Consider the following 16,097-nt stretch of genomic DNA (forward strand, 5'->3'; position numbering starts at 1 on the left):
ATGAGTGAATATCGTATACAGGGTGCCACTGGTGATTTCGAAGTTGTAATTGGCCTCGAGGTTCACGCACAGGTTATCTCAAAATCAAAACTATTCTCTGGTGCTGCAACCGAGTTTGGTGCAGAGCCAAACTCGCAGGTATCGCTGGTTGATGCAGCGATGCCGGGCATGTTGCCTACCATTAATGGCGAATGCGTGCGCCAGGCAGTGCGCACGGGGTTGGCATTAGGGGCACAGATTAACAAGTTTTCTGTATTTGACCGCAAAAACTATTTTTATGCTGACCTGCCGCAAGGATACCAGATTAGCCAGTTCAAACACCCCGTAGTAGGTGAGGGTACTATCCTTCTTGATTTGGGTGATGGCAAAACCAAAGAGGTTGGTGTTGAGCGTATCCATCTGGAGCAGGATGCAGGTAAATCCATGCATGATCAGCATCCACAGTTTACCTATGTTGACCTGAACCGGTCTGGCGTTGCGTTGATGGAAATCGTTTCCAAGCCAGATATGCGCAGCCCGGAAGAAGCAGGGGCGTATCTGACCAAACTGCGGACCATTCTGCGCTATATCGGTACCTGTGACGGCAACATGGAGCAGGGTAGCATGCGGGCAGACGTGAACGTATCCGTTCGCCGTCCGGGTGAGCCGCTTGGTACGCGCTGTGAAATTAAAAACGTAAACTCAATTCGATTTGTTCGTCAGGCGATTGAGGTTGAAGCCCGTCGCCAGGTAGATATTCTCGAAGACGGCGGTGAGATTGATCAGGAGACTCGCCTGTTTGATCCAAACAAAGGGGAAACCCGCTCTATGCGCAGCAAGGAAGAAGCGCACGATTACCGCTACTTCCCTGATCCCGATCTGCTGCCGGTTGAATTTGATGATGCCTTTGTGGATGCGGCGCGTGAAAGTCTGCCTGAACTACCAGATGACAAACGAAAGCGTTTTGTCGATGATCTGGGGGTTTCTGATTATAATGCATCCGTTCTCGTTGCCGAGAAAGAGAACGCTGATTACTTCGAAGAGCTTTTAGCGAAGCTTGGCAACGCCGACATGGCGAAGAAGGCTTCTAACTGGGTAATTTCCGATTTGTTTGGTCTGCTTAATAAAGCAGGTAAAACGATTTCTGAAAGCCCGGTTTCTCCTGAGCAAGGGGCAGAGCTTCTTGGTTTGATAGAAGACGGTACTATCTCTGGCCGTACTGCCAAAGATGTGTTCGAAGAAATGTTTGAAACTGGCAAGAATGCGGCTGTCATCGTTGACGAAAAAGGTTTGAAGCAGGTTTCTGATACAGGTGAGCTTGAAAAGATCATTGACACTATCATTGCTGCTAATCCTGGCCAGGTAGAACAGTACCGTGCAGGTAAAACCAAATTGATTGGCTTCTTTGTGGGGCAGGTCATGAAGGAAACTGGCGGCGCTGCAAACCCTGGTGTTGTGAATAAGCTTCTGCAGCCGAAGCTGGACGGTTAAGGCATCAGTATCAAATAGAAACTTTTGAAAAGGCCCGTATTGACGGGCCTTTTTTTATGGCTCTGTTGAACAGGGCCAGCAGTTTCTTTCCTTTTGTTGGTGCAATTTAAATCCACTTGATGCATTTTCAGGGACATGGAACAGGCATCAGATATTGCAAAAGTATATGCAGAGTTTAATGAAGCTTTTCGGGCTTCCTCGGTTGCTTCCCGTGGGCAGCAGTATTCTGGCCGGGCATTTAATGACGCCACTGTATGGCGCGATGGTCAGGTAGGTGAAACACTAATCATCGGCAACATGGAATTGAGCCGGATTTCTGACGGAATGCTGGTCTGCATTACCAAGGGAAATTATGACCGAAATTCCCGCCAACAAATCATGCCGTCCAGTGATCTGGTCTCAATACGGTTTGTCTTATCTGGTAATTACTGGCTGGAATTCAAAGACATGGGGCGTTTGCAAATACCGCAGGCGTGCGCATCACTGCAGCGCACCCGGTCTAACGCCAATTTTGATCTGGTGATCGCCTCCCATAGCGAAATGAACAGTGTCACAATTCATTTTAAACCCCAGTTTTTGATTGACAGTTTTGCACTGCAGGCAGGAAAAATGCCGTCGCGCCTTGCCAATATTATCTTTGGTCGGGAAGAAGCATCTACCCTGTACGAATTCCCTTTGTCGTCGCGAATGATGACAACCATCCTGTCCATGTTGCATATCTCTCATCAGGGCAGTCGGCGTAATTGCTATATTCAAGCCAAGGCGACGGAATTGATCTGTCAGTTTTTTGGCGATATCGAACAATCTTTCACGGAAATGCCGAAAGGTCTGCCTGCGGACCTAAAAGTCAAATCCAAAATATTTGAAGCGCAAAGACTGCTCGTGGAAAATTATGCGAAACCGCCGACTATTCGGGAACTTTCACGGCGCGTGGGACTGAACCGAAGCACGATTTGCACAGAATTCAAGCAGGTTTTTAACAAGACAATTTTCGAGTTTTGTCAGGATTACCGGATGAATAAGGCAAATGAGATGCTGCAGGACAGGCATCTGACAGTTGCACAGGTCGCAGCACAGGTAGGGTATGGCCATGCGACAAATTTTACAGTGGCTTATAAAAAGAAGTTTGGGCGTTTTCCCAAGGAATCCCGAAATCGGTGATTAAGCGCAGCGGCACTGCTTGTAAACTGTAGCGTGTCTCTTTCTGCATCAGATATGTCGCAGTATTCGATTAAAAGTAAACGATAGTCGGCACAGTTCATTCCATAGTTGAGAGGGAATTGCATAAATTTACTATCGCATCATTCAATATGACAGTTGCAACATTTGGGGTCATAAATCTGTGATACTGTCCGGTCGCATTTTGGGGGCTGTTAGTTTGGCCCGGTACTCGATCAACTGTGATCGTTTCAAAAAATAGGGGAAGACCTTATGCAAAAAACAAATGTGACGCAGGTCGCAACAAAAAGCCTGCGCAGCTTGGCTGGTTCGACATCATTGACTTTCGGCTTGATGATGAGTGCGCTTATGGCGCCGGCTGTGACGGCACAATCAGCGGACGACAGTGCGTACGCAGGTCCGGAAGAAATCGTGGTAACGGCGCGGAAACGTGCGGAAAGCATGTATGACGTTCCAATCAGTATCAATGTGGTTTCATCCGACTTGATCAATAAGTTGGGGGCGCAGGACTTTACTGACCTTTTGGGTTCTGTCCCAAGTTTGACTGCTTATCAAAACGGTCCGGGTCGCACACGTCTGACAATCCGCGGTGTCGCGAACGGTGGCGGTAACGATAACGATACACAAAACCAGGAAACTGTTGGCATCTATCTTGACGAAATTCCGATTTCCCTGGGCGCGATGAACCCTGAAATTGGCTTGTTTGATCTGGAGCGTGTTGAAGTATTGCGCGGTCCGCAGGGTACACTTTACGGTGCCGGGTCAATGGCGGGTACAGTGCGTCTTGTTTCGAAAAAGCCGAACCTTGAAGAAGTAGAAGGCTTGGTTGAACTTGATGCTTCTGATCTGAAGTACGGCGATCAGTCATATGGCGTTAAAGCCCTTATTAATGCGCCAATCATCAATGATGTTCTGGGTGTGCGTGTCAGCGGCTACTATACTCACAACGGTGGTTATCTGGACAATGTCACAACGGGTGAAAAGAACCTGAATGATGGCAGTTCCAAAGGTGTGAAAGTTGCAGCACGCTATCAGCCGTCAGATAACTTTACAGCGGATCTGTCCTTCTTCCATCATGAGTATTCAGACAATGGCCGTCCGGAAGACCTGGACAGCACGCCGCTATTCAGCCGTGATTATGTATCCTTTGACGGATATGACGATGAAATGCAGATTTTCAACGCCACTTTCACGGTTGACCTTGGTTGGGGTGAGTTGATTTCCTCTACATCCTATTTCGATAGAAAAGTCATTAACCCACGGTCACTTGATCTGCTTTTTGAGCTGGCACTGCCGCCGGGCATTACACCGCATGAGCTTGTTGATACAACAGACCTTGATGTGTTCACGCAGGAACTGCGTCTGTCCTCGACAACAGACAGCCCGTTCCAGTGGACAGTGGGTGCCTACACAGACAAGAAAGATACATACTATCTGAACACGTTCCCGGTTCCGGGGGCTGATGCGATCATCGGAACGCCTTCCTCTGCTTTTGGGGCGCCGGATGACCATCTTTTTTACGGCTATGATGATCTGACTGTGAAGACGTTCGCCTTCTTTGGTGAAGCCTACTATAGCTTTGATAAATTTACTGTCACAGCTGGCCTGCGCTATTTTAACTGGAAGCAGGATATCGAGTTTTATCAGTCTGGTTTGTTTAATGGCGGTGCGAATAGTGACCCACGGCCACGCGGAAAAACTGACGGCGTGAACCCAAAACTGAATGTGTCGTATGACATTTCAGACAATGCGCTTGTATATGCTCAGGTTGCCCGAGGTTTCCGTTACGGTGGTATTAACGGTGCTATTCCTGAGGCAGTTTGTGCTGACGAATTGGCAGAAGTTGAACGTCAGGGCGGGGACGTCCGTTTCTTTAACCCGGATAAAACCTGGAATTATGAGATCGGTGCCAAGGGCCGGGCTGCAGATGGCAAGCTTTCCTATAATGCTGCTTACTTCCATGTGAAATGGGATGACATGCAGACAAGTCGCAGCTTTGAGTGTGGCTTTGGTTTCCGTGAAAACGTTGGTAAAGCAACAAGTCAGGGTGTTGAACTGGAACTTGATGCGCAGCTTTCTGAAAACTGGTCTGTTGGTTTCGGTGGTACATATCTGCAGTCAGAACTGGACGAAGATGTGCCAAACCTGAATGCAGTTTCAGGGGATCAGGCGCCATACGTTCCGGAACTGTCCTTTAACGCGACAGTAAACTATATCCGCCCGATTACGGATACTATGGACCTGTTTGTTTGGTTAAATCACCAGTATGTCGGTACACGCCATACAGAATTTAACCATGACCCTGACACAAACTATCGCCGTATGGACGACTATTCTATGACCAATGCGCGAATTGGTTTTGAATGGGAAGACATGGAAGTATCTCTTTATGCCAACAATCTGTTTGATAGTCAGGGTGTTGTGCGGGCGCTGCGTCGTCCACCATTCGATCCGGATGCAGTAATTCGTGTGCAGCCACGCACAATCGGTGTTACTTTCCGTAAACACTTCTAATATCAGGCGGTAAATTCGTCTAATATCAGATATTTATGCAAGGCATGCCAGGTGCGTGCCTTGCAATTAGCAGAATAGGGGAGAGTGAGTTTTGATCGCCAAAGTTACAACAACAGTAAAAGGTATGGGCACTGCGGCTTTGCTGGGCGTGCTGATATCAAGTGGTTTTGCCGCGGCAGAGGAAACCAAGCCCACGGATGCCACATTTAAGGATATCGTGCAGTCCGTCAGTGCCGCCGACTTTGACCTGATGGCGTCCACATATCACCCGGATGCAGTCATTGTCAGTGGCGGGAAGTCCACCAAGTCGATTGATGAGGCAATGAAGGGCTGGCGCACGTCGGGTACGAAGGCAAAGGCCGACGGCATCGACGCAAACTTGCAGTTTCGGTTCAAGAGCCGGATCATCAATGCAACTACGTCCTACCAAACTGGTATTTTCCGGTATGAGCAAATCGGCAAGGACGGCCAATCAGCTGTCTACATGACCCATTTTGCAACGCTAATGGTAAAAAAGGGGGATCGCTGGCTGACGTTAATGGAAAATCAGGGTGAACCAGCATCAGAAGCGGAATGGAATGCACTGCCAATGTGGCCTTAAGTACAGGTTGCATATGCATTCAGCGAATTTGCAAGATACATTAGAGGGGCTATATGGCCCCTTTTTCTTTTGTGCCGTGTTTGGGGCAGGGGTCTTCCCGTGAATCAGGTCAAAACTATTCCAATAAACCTTTATCCATCACGGCGATAAGTTTAAAAAGACTTGTTTAAGTTTTTGGAAAAGATTGGAGGCGCGAACGAGAATCGAACTCGTGTACACGGATTTGCAATCCGCTGCGTCGCCACTCCGCCATCGCGCCTCGCTTACTGAGTGGACGAAGAGGCTATAGCAAAGCCCATTGCCTTCTGCAAACGGTTATTGTGTCAAAACTGTAATTTTCTTCCGTAGTCGGCTGTGGACTGAAGTTCCCTAAGGCGTTCTGATCACAAATTATCGGCAAAAAGTTCATTTTTCGGGGTGAAACGGATTGTTAAACGCTTCGTTGCGCCTTATAAAGCGGCTAAATGGAAATTAGTGATGTCTCTGAAAGGATTAGCATCGTGAAACAAACCAATGCCGCGCGCGAACATATGATTGATTGCCAGCTTCGCCCGAATGAAGTGAATGATGAACGGCTGATCAGCGCAGTTCGTGCAGTTGCTCGTGAACATTTTGTCCCTAAAACACTGCGCAGTGTTGCCTATGCAGACGAAGATATTTCCGTCGGCGGTGGCCGGTATTTGATGGAACCAATGGTTTTTGCACGCCTGATGGATTTTGCCAAAATTCAGGAGGGTGATCTGGTTCTGGATATTGGTTGTGCCACTGGCTATTCTTCTGCGGTTCTGGCGGGGCTGGCCGGTGCAGTTGTCGCGCTTGAGTGTGATGATGCGCTCTATGAGGCAGCAGAGAAAAAACTGACTGACGAGGGCGTGATGAATGCCGCCGTGGTTAAAGGTGACCTTGATAAGGGCGTGGCCAAGCAGGGGCCATACGATGTTATTTTCTGTCAGGGCGCGGTGGACGATCTGCCAAAAGCCCTGTTGAAACAGCTTAAAGATGGTGGCCGCCTTGTCTGTGTTAAAAAGATTGGCGGTGTCGGACGTGCCCTTCTTGTCACCCGGTCTGATGATGATTTTCAGGAAAAAATCCTGTTTGACGCGAATGTGGCAGACTTGCCCGGCTTTCAGGTAGAAAAGGGTTTTACTTTCTAGAGCGTATCAGTTTCTAGGTTGTATCTGCTTGAAGTTGGGGATAGGGTGCCCATATTGCTATTTTAGGTAATAATAAAGACTCTAATAAAACCCATAATAAACAGCGAGGAATAGAGGAGACGTTTATGAAAAAGGGATTAGTATCACTGTTGGCACTTGCCACAGTGCTTGGCGGTGCATCGTCGGTATCCGCTGAAAGTCTGAAAGAGGCACTGGCAGCGGCGTACGAAAGTAACCCGCAATTGATGGCACAGCGTGCCGCACTGCGTGCTGTTGATGAGAATGTTTCGCGTGCGAAGTCAGGTTTCCTGCCAAGCTTGGAGGGGACCTACTCCCGTACTGAAGGCGAACAGAATGATTTGCTTGAGACTGAGCCAGGCTCCCAAGGTTACAAGTCTTTTGATAATGAAAACCTTGGATTGACAGTAACTCAGTCTCTTTTTCGTGGCTTTCAGGACTTGAACGCAACCAAAGCAGCTAAGTATCAGGTTAAGGCCGGTCGTGCCCAGCTGATGAATATTGAACAGCAGGTTCTTCTGGATGCGATCCGTGCTTATACTAATGTTGTGCGCGATGAAGCGGTTGTCGGTTTGAATAAAAACCAGGTTCAGGTGCTTGAGCGTCAGTTACAAGCTTCCCGTGACCGTTTCCGTGTTGGGGAAATTACCCGGACAGATGTAGCACAGTCGGAAGCACGCCTTGAAGGTGCGAAATCGAATCTGATGGCGGCGGAAGCCCGTCTGGCTGCAAGCCGAGCGCTGTATCAGCGTGTAGTTGGACGCACGCCTGCTGGTCTTGAAAAAGAAAATGCGCTACCTGATCTTCCTGCTACGCTTGATGCAGCTATCGAAGTTGCGATGGCTGAGTCACCAGGTGTTATAGCAGCGCGTCATAATGAACGCGTTGCATCATACAACGTGAAACAAAGCCTTGGGGCTTTGTCGCCTCGGATCGGAGCCCAGGCAGGCTATACACATCGTAGTGGAACTAGTTTCTTTGGTGGAGAGTCTCGACCAAGTGATACTAAGTCACGGTCAGTATCAGTTCAACTGACTGTTCCGTTTTATGCAGGGGGTGCGCGTCATAGTGATGTGCGCCGTAATAAGCAGCTTCGCAGCCAGCGTATGGTGGAAATCCATCAGGCAGAGCGTTTAGCGCAGGAAAGCACATTTGTAGCGTGGGACAACTTACGTGCTGCGAGAGGGCAGATTATGTCGTCCGAGGCATCTGTTCGTGCAAACGAAATCGCGCTTGAAGGTGTTCGCCAGGAAGCGGCAGTTGGTTCCCGTACTACTCTTGATGTCCTGAATGCTGAGCAGGAGCTCCTGAATGCACGGTCTAACCTGATCGGGGCGCAGCGCGATGAAATGGTTGCTGCTTATAGCCTTCTATCCGCTATTGGACGACTGACAGCCAAGGATCTGGAGCTTGGTGTTACTGTTTACGATCCTGAAGAACATTATGATGATGTGAAAAATCAGTTCTTCGGTCTTGGTATCGAAGACTAGTAGTTTTCCTAATAATCACTTCAAAAGGCGGGTATTTGCCCGCCTTTCTGATTCTTATGACAGAAAAAGTAACAAAAACGCAAGTTTCTGTTTTTACTATCTTCCATAAGGCGTTACTATTCATTAAGAATTATTGACAGGCAGGGAATGAGACTGTACCTGTTCAATTAGGGGTTACCCTTTGGGAGCTAATAAACTGGCTGGGTCTATGAGCGATACTGCATCTGATGAAGAACCTACCATGGAAGAAATTCTGGCGTCGATCCGCCGGATAATTTCTGATGATGATGGGGAAGGTGAAGCGGAAAGTGCTGCTGAGGAAGCGGCGCCGACCCCTGAACCTGTGCCTGAAGAAGTTGTGCCGGAACCCGAATTTGCACCAGAGCCTGAGCCTACTCCAGAGCCTGAGATTGCACCTGAGCCAGAAGTCGTCCCGGAAATTGAGCCTGAGCCTGCACCGCTGCCGGTTCAAGAGCCTGAGCCTGCACCCGCCCAGGCAGATGAAGACGAAGATGATGTGTTTGATCTGACTGAATTTGCAACTGAGCAGCCTGTGAACCCGGCTGATCCGATCGTGTCGGAGCCAGTAGAGGACAGGGCGTCATTAAGCTTCAATCAGCTATCAAGTATGATGGTGTCCGGGTATGTGGGCGACGAAAACACGCTTGAGGCACTTGTGCGCTCTATGCTGAAACCAATGCTGCAAGGTTGGCTGGATGAAAACCTGCCACAAATCGTGCAGGATGCGGTTGAACGGGAAGTCGCGCGAATTGCGCGCCGTAAGTAATTTTCTTTAAAGATATATGTGTCGAACGCTCTGGGGTGATTCTCGGTGAATTTATGATATTTGTGCTGCCTACAGTCTGGTAGGCATTGACGCACAGTGGCTTGACGCATAAAACAACCCTTCATTCATTGAACAATTTACTAAGGTGGCCAACATGGGCATGGACAAGACCTATAATCCAGGAGACCTGGAAGGCAAATGGTACAAGCATTGGGAAGAAAACGGCGCATTTAAGTGTGGACGTAACGTAGGGGCAGAGCCGTACGTTATTGTCATGCCGCCCCCCAACGTGACCGGTAGCCTACATATGGGACATGCTCTTGATAATACACTGCAGGATGTATTGATCCGCTTTGAACGCCTTCGGGGTAAAGATGTTTTGTGGCAGCCCGGTACAGACCATGCAGGGATCGCGACCCAGAATGTTGTTGAAAAACAACTGGACGCAGCTGGTCAGGACCGTAAGGAAATGGGCCGCGAAAAATTTCTCGAGCGCGTTTGGGAATGGAAAGCAGAATCAGGTGGAAAAATTACCAGCCAACTGCGCCGTCTTGGTGCCAGCTGTGATTGGTCACGCGAAGCCTTCACCATGGATGAAAGCCGCTCAGAAGCGGTCTTGAAGAAATTTGTCCAGCTTTACAAGGAAGGCCTGCTTTATAAAGACAACCGTCTTGTAAACTGGGACCCCAAGCTGGTGACAGCTATTTCTGACCTCGAAGTGGAGCAAAAGGAAGTTAATGGCCATTTCTGGCATTTCCGTTATCCACTCGAAGATGGGTCTGGCTTTATTGAAATTGCAACCACCCGGCCTGAGACAATGCTTGGGGATACGGGCATTGCTGTGAATCCGTCAGATGAGCGTTACAAGCATCTGATAGGGAAGATGGTGCGGTTGCCGCTTGTTGGTCGTTTAATTCCGATCGTGGCAGATGATTATGCTGACCCTGAGCAGGGCTCAGGTGCCGTGAAAATCACGCCAGCGCATGATTTTAACGATTTTGAAGTTGGAAAGCGTGCTGGTCTGGAGATGATCAACATTTTCGACAAGCATGCCGCGATCAATGAAAATGCCCCGGAAAAATATCAGGGTATGGACAGATTTGATGCCCGTAAGGCCATTGTCGCCGATATGGAAGAGGGTGGTTTCCTTGTTAAAGTGGAACCCCATGTTCATCAGGTGCCATATGGTGACCGCGGGGGTGTTATCATTGAGCCGTGGCTGACAGAGCAGTGGTATGTGGACGCTGAAACACTTGCAAAGCCTGCGATTGAAGCTGTGGAAAATGGTACAACGAACTTTATCCCAAAGAATTGGGAAAAGACCTATTTCGAATGGATGCGTAATATTCAGCCATGGTGTGTTAGTCGTCAGCTTTGGTGGGGACACCGCATTCCTGCTTGGTATGCACCAGACGGCACTGTTTTCGTTGAGGAAACGGAAGAAGAGGCACAGGCAGCGGCAGACAAGCATTTCGGCGAGACGGTAGAGTTGACCCGTGATCCTGATGTATTGGATACGTGGTTCTCTTCTGCAATGTGGCCTTATTCTACAATGGGATGGCCAGAGGAAACGCCAGAGCTAGCACGCTACTATCCTAATGCCACGCTTGTAACAGGTTTTGATATTATCTTTTTCTGGGTAGCTAGAATGATGATGTCCGGTATTCATTTTATGGGCGAGGCACCGTTTAAAAACGTATATATCCACGCGCTTGTCCGTGATGAAAAGGGCGCGAAGATGTCAAAATCCAAGGGGAATGTGATTGACCCTCTGGAGTTTATCGAGAAATACGGTGCGGATGCTCTGCGGTTTACACTGACGTCAATGGAAGCCCAGGGTCGAGACATCAAGCTGGCTGAGAAACGTGTTGAAGGGTACCGGAACTTTGGTACCAAGCTATGGAATGCCTCTCGGTTCTGCGAAATGAACGGTATTGTCGGTTCAAACAGTGTGGATGCACCGGTTGCGACCAGCTCTGTCAACAAATGGATTATTTCCGAGGTCTCAAAAGCTGCAGCCGGGGTAACAAATGCGCTTGATGCTTTCCGTTTTAACGAGGCGTCCGATGTTATTTACCACTTCACATGGGGTACCTTCTGTGACTGGTATGTTGAGCTTGTAAAGCCGGTGTTCTGGGGTGAGGATGAAGCACTGAAAGCCGAGACACGTGCGGTAGCAGGCTGGGTACTTGACCAAATTCTGGTAATGCTACATCCTTTCATGCCGCATATCACGGAAGAGCTATGGCATGCGACGAAAGACGATCGTGCCTATGATCTCATTCACGCCAAATGGCCAACAGTTAATCAAATTGATGAAGAGGCTTTGTCAGAAGTAGACTGGGCGATCCGGTTCATTACCGAAGTTCGTTCAACACGTTCTGAAATGAATGTTCCTGCCAGTGCAAAGGCGACTGCACTGCTGGTTGGTGCATCTGACGTCACAAAGTCCCGCGTAGCAACATGGCAGGATATGCTGTGCCGGATGGCGCGTTTGGAAAAGGCTTCCTGTGTCGACAGTGCTGAAAGAAAAGGATCAGCACAGCTGGTAGTGGATGAGGCAACTGTCTTCTTGCCACTTGCAGATTTGATGGACATTGATGCAGAGAAAGCTCGCCTGACAAAAGCTTTGGACAAACTGGAAAAAGAAGCAGGGTCGATTAAAGGCCGTCTGGGTAACCAGGGCTTTGTTGCCAAGGCACCAGCACAGGTTATTGAGCAAGCCAAAGAACAGCTTGCTGACCTTGAAGACAAGATTGAAAAATCAAAGGCTGCGCTTAACAGGCTAGGATAGCAGACGCTATATACTATTTACTATTAAGGCAGAATGTAAAAAAAAGGCCCGGAGTGATCCGGGCCTTTTCATTTATTTGTAATGACTTAGAAGACGGCGTTAACACCAATGATGACACCTTTGTTGGTGATGTCCATGTCGCTGTGTGTTTCACCCGGCGGTACATTGCCGCCGCTGATGAAGTTAAGTGGGGCGTAGCCGTTTACAAAAATACCTTCGCCAAAGAACTTCACAGAGTCAGTCAGGAAATAGGAAAAGCCCAGAACTGTCTGGTCTTGCCGGCGCCACGGTGATCCTTTTGGCCCTGCGATAAAGCTGCTGAATTCAAGCGAGAGATCAGCACGCTTGCCGCTTAGGTCCATGGAATACCGTCCCCCCAAACCAAAGCTTGTAACTTTGCGTGCTTCAAACTGGTCAAGCGGTGGGGTCGGATTGTGTGTACCGTCCCATATACGGGTTGTTTTAGCAAATTCACCCAGGAACATGAAATCGCCTGCAAACAATTGACCATACACACTATATGCCGGGTTGTTATCTTCACACGGGTTGAAGTGGGTAACCGGATATGACTGGCAATAGGCAGATCCACGCTGATAAGAGGCACCAACCATTGCACTGCCGAAATGTGTTGGCAGTGTATAATTAGCGTCCAGCACATAGTTATTCAATTTGCTGGGAACGTTCGTGCCGTCATTTGGCATGTTGGCTGACCGGAACTGGGCACCACCTTGTACCAATTCTGCTGTAATATTCAGACCATCTTTACTGTAGCCAGCCAGCGCACCGAATGCGAGGCCGCCGAAGGCATGCCACACAGTAGAGGCAGTGAAGGGACTAACTGTATCAGTCAGGCCAAATGATGTAGCCATTTTACCTACGGTCAAATACAGGGGCGACTTGTCCAGGTTACCAAGCAGCACGTACCCTTTGCGCAGCTGAAGCTGGTTACGGTTCAGGTCTGTGATTGTGCCTTGTCCGAAGCTTTGCTCAGGATCATACAGCGCCTCTCCGTACACAGTGACCCAGTCACCAACAGTGGCAGTCGCAGACAGTTGCATGCTGTGCAACACGGCTTCTGATACCGTCTTTTGCCTTTGGTTGGACGGTGTAGGGTGCCGCATTAGATAGCCGAATTTGTCATCAGTATTACTGCGCCAGTAATCCATGATAGCTGTGGCCCCGCCACTGATGACAACGCTGTTATTTGCCAGCTCACCGGTTTGTTTTGCCTCAAGCAGACGTAGCTGCTTTCTGTTGATGTTTGTTGTAGCGTCCAGCATGTCGTAGGCAAGGCTTGCTTTGGTCACTAATGCAGCATCAGAAGATGCTTGCGCTGTGTTTGGCTGCGTACCTGATGATGCTGATTGTGACTGTGATGTACTGGCCACTGCCACAGGTGCAACCTCAGTCATAGCATTCACTTTGGCTTTAAGTGCCTTATTTTCAGCTTCCAGCTTTTCAAGGCGCTTCAGGATCATTTCCATTTGATCCTGTGATGTGTCTGATGCCAAAGCACTACCGCTGATTAGCGTTGTAGCAAGCACAAGTGTACTTACAGTGTTGGTTAGACTTCTTTTCAACACTGTTATTGTTGGATGCGTTGTCATAGATTCCCCAATCTAATTTATTTATAGTTTTCTGATAGTAAATCCAGTGGCTGCCGGTAAAGGGCGTCTGCTACTGGCTCAGCTTGGATGGCTGAGTTTTGTTGGTTCTTTACAGTGTCCATGTTTTCTGTCCGCATTGTTTTCGGACATGCAGCATAGCAGGGTGCTTTTTCCACAAACTCATTTGATGGAACTGTATTCACAGAAAACTCAATAAAGGAGGAATGCAGTTTAGTATCAAAAAGATTACAGGTTTGCGGAGCCTGTGCTCTCAACAATTGTTGTTGATGGCTCGCCGTTGTTAGGCGTATTTTATTGTATGTGTTGGTACCACTATTTGTTGATTGTAAGACTTCAGATAAAATAGTGGCTGTTTTTCTCTTACAAATAGATTTTGAATAAATGTCTATAGTTGATGACATTATGTTTCCCCAAATAGTGTGCAAGCTTACTTATGATGGATACTACTTACAGTAAAGAGATTGATAAGATTTGAAATAAAAAGAAACAATATTTCAAAAATAGAGAAATTTTCTTGCCATTTCTTATCGACATTTAATGTGTCACTGGCTAAAGTCCGCCCCAAATTTACAGCTAAATTTCGGAGTGCAAAGAATGCCAGAGTATCGTTCCAAAACCTCAACACATGGCCGCAATATGGCAGGTGCACGTGCACTGTGGCGTGCAACAGGGATGAAGGACGAGGACTTTCATAAGCCGATAATTGCCGTAGCAAACAGCTTCACACAGTTTGTGCCGGGCCATGTTCATCTGAAAGACCTGGGTCAGATGGTTGCGCGCGAGATCGAGGCAGCAGGTGGTGTTGCCAAGGAATTTAATACTATTGCGGTTGATGATGGTATCGCAATGGGACATGACGGCATGCTGTATAGTCTGCCAAGCCGTGAAATTATTGCGGACAGTGTCGAATATATGGTCAATGCACACTGCGCGGATGCGCTTGTCTGTATCTCTAACTGTGACAAGATCACACCGGGTATGTTGATGGCTAGTTTGCGCCTTAATATTCCCACGATCTTTGTCTCCGGTGGCCCGATGGAAGCTGGCGTAAGCGGGAACAGGAAGTTGGACCTGGTGGACGCCATGGTAGAAGCTGCGAACCCGCAAACATCCGATGCAGAAGTTGACGAGATTGAAAGAAACGCCTGTCCAACCTGCGGTTCTTGCAGTGGGATGTTTACGGCAAACAGCATGAACTGTTTAACCGAGGCGCTTGGGCTTAGTCTGCCGGGTAACGGCACAACACTTGCTACCCATGCGGACCGTAAAGAGCTGTTTCTGACAGCGGCTAGACAGATTGTTAGCTTGACCAAAAGGTTTTACGAGAAGGGTGATACGTCTGCGACGTCACGTGGTATTGCAACATTTGAGGCATTTGAAAATGCCATGATCCTCGATATTGCCATGGGAGGGTCTACAAATACCGTGTTGCATCTACTCGCTGCTGCGCAGGAAGCTGAGGTCGATTTTACCATGGAAGATATTGACCGCCTTAGCAGGATTGTCCCCAATTTATGCAAGGTAGCACCAGCGACCCAGGACTACCATATTCAGGATGTACACCGCGCAGGCGGTATCATGGCAATCCTGGGTGAACTGGACCGTGCGGGATTACTGCGCAGAGACTGCGCGACTGTTCACAGTCCGACCTTGGGACATGCCATTGATCAATTTGATATTATGAAAACAGATGATCAGGATATTGAAAGGTTCTTCATGGCGGCACCGGGCGGTGTGCCTACGCAGGTTGCTTTCTCGCAGAACAAACGGTGGGAAAGCCTTGACCGGGATAGGCAGAATGGCTGTATTAGATCGAAAGAGCATGCGTATTCAACTGAGGGTGGCTTGGCAGTTCTGTTCGGAAACATCGCTGAGAATGGGTGTATCGTAAAGACGGCAGGTGTTGATGAGAGTATCTGGACCTTCATAGGGCGAGCCCGTGTTTTTGAAAGTCAGGATAGCAGTGTCGAGGCAATACTCGCAGGCAAGATCGAGCCAGGTGATGTTGTTATCATCCGGTATGAAGGACCAAAGGGCGGGCCGGGCATGCAGGAAATGTTGTATCCAACCAGCTATCTTAAATCCATGGGGCTTGGCAAAGAATGCGCGCTGCTTACTGATGGGCGTTTCAGTGGCGGTACAAGTGGCCTTTCAATAGGGCATGCTTCCCCTGAGGCAGCAGAAGGCGGTGCCATTGCCTTGATCGAAGAAGGCGATGAAATCGTTATTAATATTCCTGAGCGCTCCATCAACCTGAATGTATCTGATGATGTGTTGGCCGCGCGTCGCAGTGCAATGGTGGCAAAGGGCAAAGATGCCTGGAAACCACAGGAAGATAGACCGAGAAAAGTCAGTAAGGCTTTGAAGGCATATGCCCTTCTGGCAACTTCCGCGGATAAAGGGGCTGTACGAAAGCTGCCAGAGTGATAAAAGAGAGATAAAGTACGTCAAGGCTTTAATTG

General features: G+C 48.6%; 11 protein-coding genes and 1 tRNA gene. 9 read left to right on the forward strand and 3 right to left on the reverse strand.

Annotated features, from left to right (window positions below):
- The 4 genes from gatB (at position 1) to IE181_RS10445 (ending at position 5,764) form a co-directional block, all read left to right on the forward strand.
- Positions 1-1,470, forward strand: a complete 1,470-nt coding sequence (gene gatB, locus IE181_RS10430) for an Asp-tRNA(Asn)/Glu-tRNA(Gln) amidotransferase subunit GatB (RefSeq protein WP_191252721.1) — start codon at positions 1-3, stop codon at positions 1,468-1,470.
- Positions 1,471-1,605: 135 nt separating this feature from the next.
- Positions 1,606-2,631, forward strand: a complete 1,026-nt coding sequence (locus IE181_RS10435; protein ID WP_191252723.1) for a helix-turn-helix transcriptional regulator — start codon at positions 1,606-1,608, stop codon at positions 2,629-2,631.
- 270 nt (positions 2,632-2,901) lie between these two features.
- Complete coding sequence (locus tag IE181_RS10440; protein ID WP_191252725.1) at positions 2,902-5,163, forward strand: TonB-dependent receptor; 2,262 nt, start codon at positions 2,902-2,904, stop codon at positions 5,161-5,163.
- Between the two features lie 91 nt (positions 5,164-5,254).
- Positions 5,255-5,764 (forward strand): DUF4440 domain-containing protein, encoded by a 510-nt coding sequence (locus IE181_RS10445; RefSeq protein WP_191252727.1) that lies wholly within the window; start codon positions 5,255-5,257, stop codon positions 5,762-5,764.
- 185 nt (positions 5,765-5,949) lie between these two features.
- Here the strand turns inward: IE181_RS10445 and IE181_RS10450 are convergent.
- Positions 5,950-6,023, reverse strand: a tRNA-Cys gene (locus IE181_RS10450).
- A gap of 241 nt (positions 6,024-6,264) precedes the next feature.
- Here IE181_RS10450 and IE181_RS10455 point away from each other — a divergent pair.
- From IE181_RS10455 to IE181_RS10470, 4 genes are all read left to right on the forward strand, one after another.
- Positions 6,265-6,918, forward strand: a complete 654-nt coding sequence (locus IE181_RS10455) for a protein-L-isoaspartate O-methyltransferase family protein (protein WP_229819329.1) — start codon at positions 6,265-6,267, stop codon at positions 6,916-6,918.
- 125 nt (positions 6,919-7,043) lie between these two features.
- Positions 7,044-8,426: a TolC family outer membrane protein gene (locus tag IE181_RS10460; RefSeq protein WP_191252731.1), complete on the forward strand. Its 1,383-nt coding sequence runs from the start codon at positions 7,044-7,046 to the stop codon at positions 8,424-8,426.
- Positions 8,427-8,634: 208 nt separating this feature from the next.
- A complete protein-coding gene (locus IE181_RS10465; protein ID WP_191252733.1) occupies positions 8,635-9,213 on the forward strand; it encodes a DUF2497 domain-containing protein in 579 nt (192 codons plus the stop codon).
- Between the two features lie 154 nt (positions 9,214-9,367).
- On the forward strand, positions 9,368-12,007 hold the full coding sequence (locus IE181_RS10470) for a valine--tRNA ligase (RefSeq protein WP_191252743.1): 2,640 nt from the start codon (positions 9,368-9,370) through the stop codon (positions 12,005-12,007).
- An 86-nt stretch (positions 12,008-12,093) separates the two neighbouring features.
- On the opposite strand, the gene IE181_RS10475 is transcribed toward IE181_RS10470, so the two are convergent.
- Both IE181_RS10475 and IE181_RS10480 read right to left on the reverse strand, forming a co-directional pair.
- Entirely contained in the window at positions 12,094-13,614 is a 1,521-nt protein-coding gene (locus IE181_RS10475; RefSeq protein WP_229819332.1) for a hypothetical protein, read from the reverse strand.
- 17 nt (positions 13,615-13,631) lie between these two features.
- A complete protein-coding gene (locus IE181_RS10480) occupies positions 13,632-14,036 on the reverse strand; it encodes a hypothetical protein (RefSeq protein WP_191252745.1) in 405 nt (134 codons plus the stop codon).
- A 193-nt stretch (positions 14,037-14,229) separates the two neighbouring features.
- Here IE181_RS10480 and ilvD point away from each other — a divergent pair, with 193 nt between their 5' ends.
- Positions 14,230-16,062 (forward strand): dihydroxy-acid dehydratase, encoded by a 1,833-nt coding sequence (ilvD, locus tag IE181_RS10485; RefSeq protein WP_191252747.1) that lies wholly within the window; start codon positions 14,230-14,232, stop codon positions 16,060-16,062.
- Positions 16,063-16,097 lie beyond the last annotated feature (35 nt).

It is taken from the genome of Kordiimonas sediminis (assembly GCF_014656395.1).
GTDB classification, from domain to species: Bacteria; Pseudomonadota; Alphaproteobacteria; order Sphingomonadales; family Kordiimonadaceae; genus Kordiimonas_A; species Kordiimonas_A sediminis.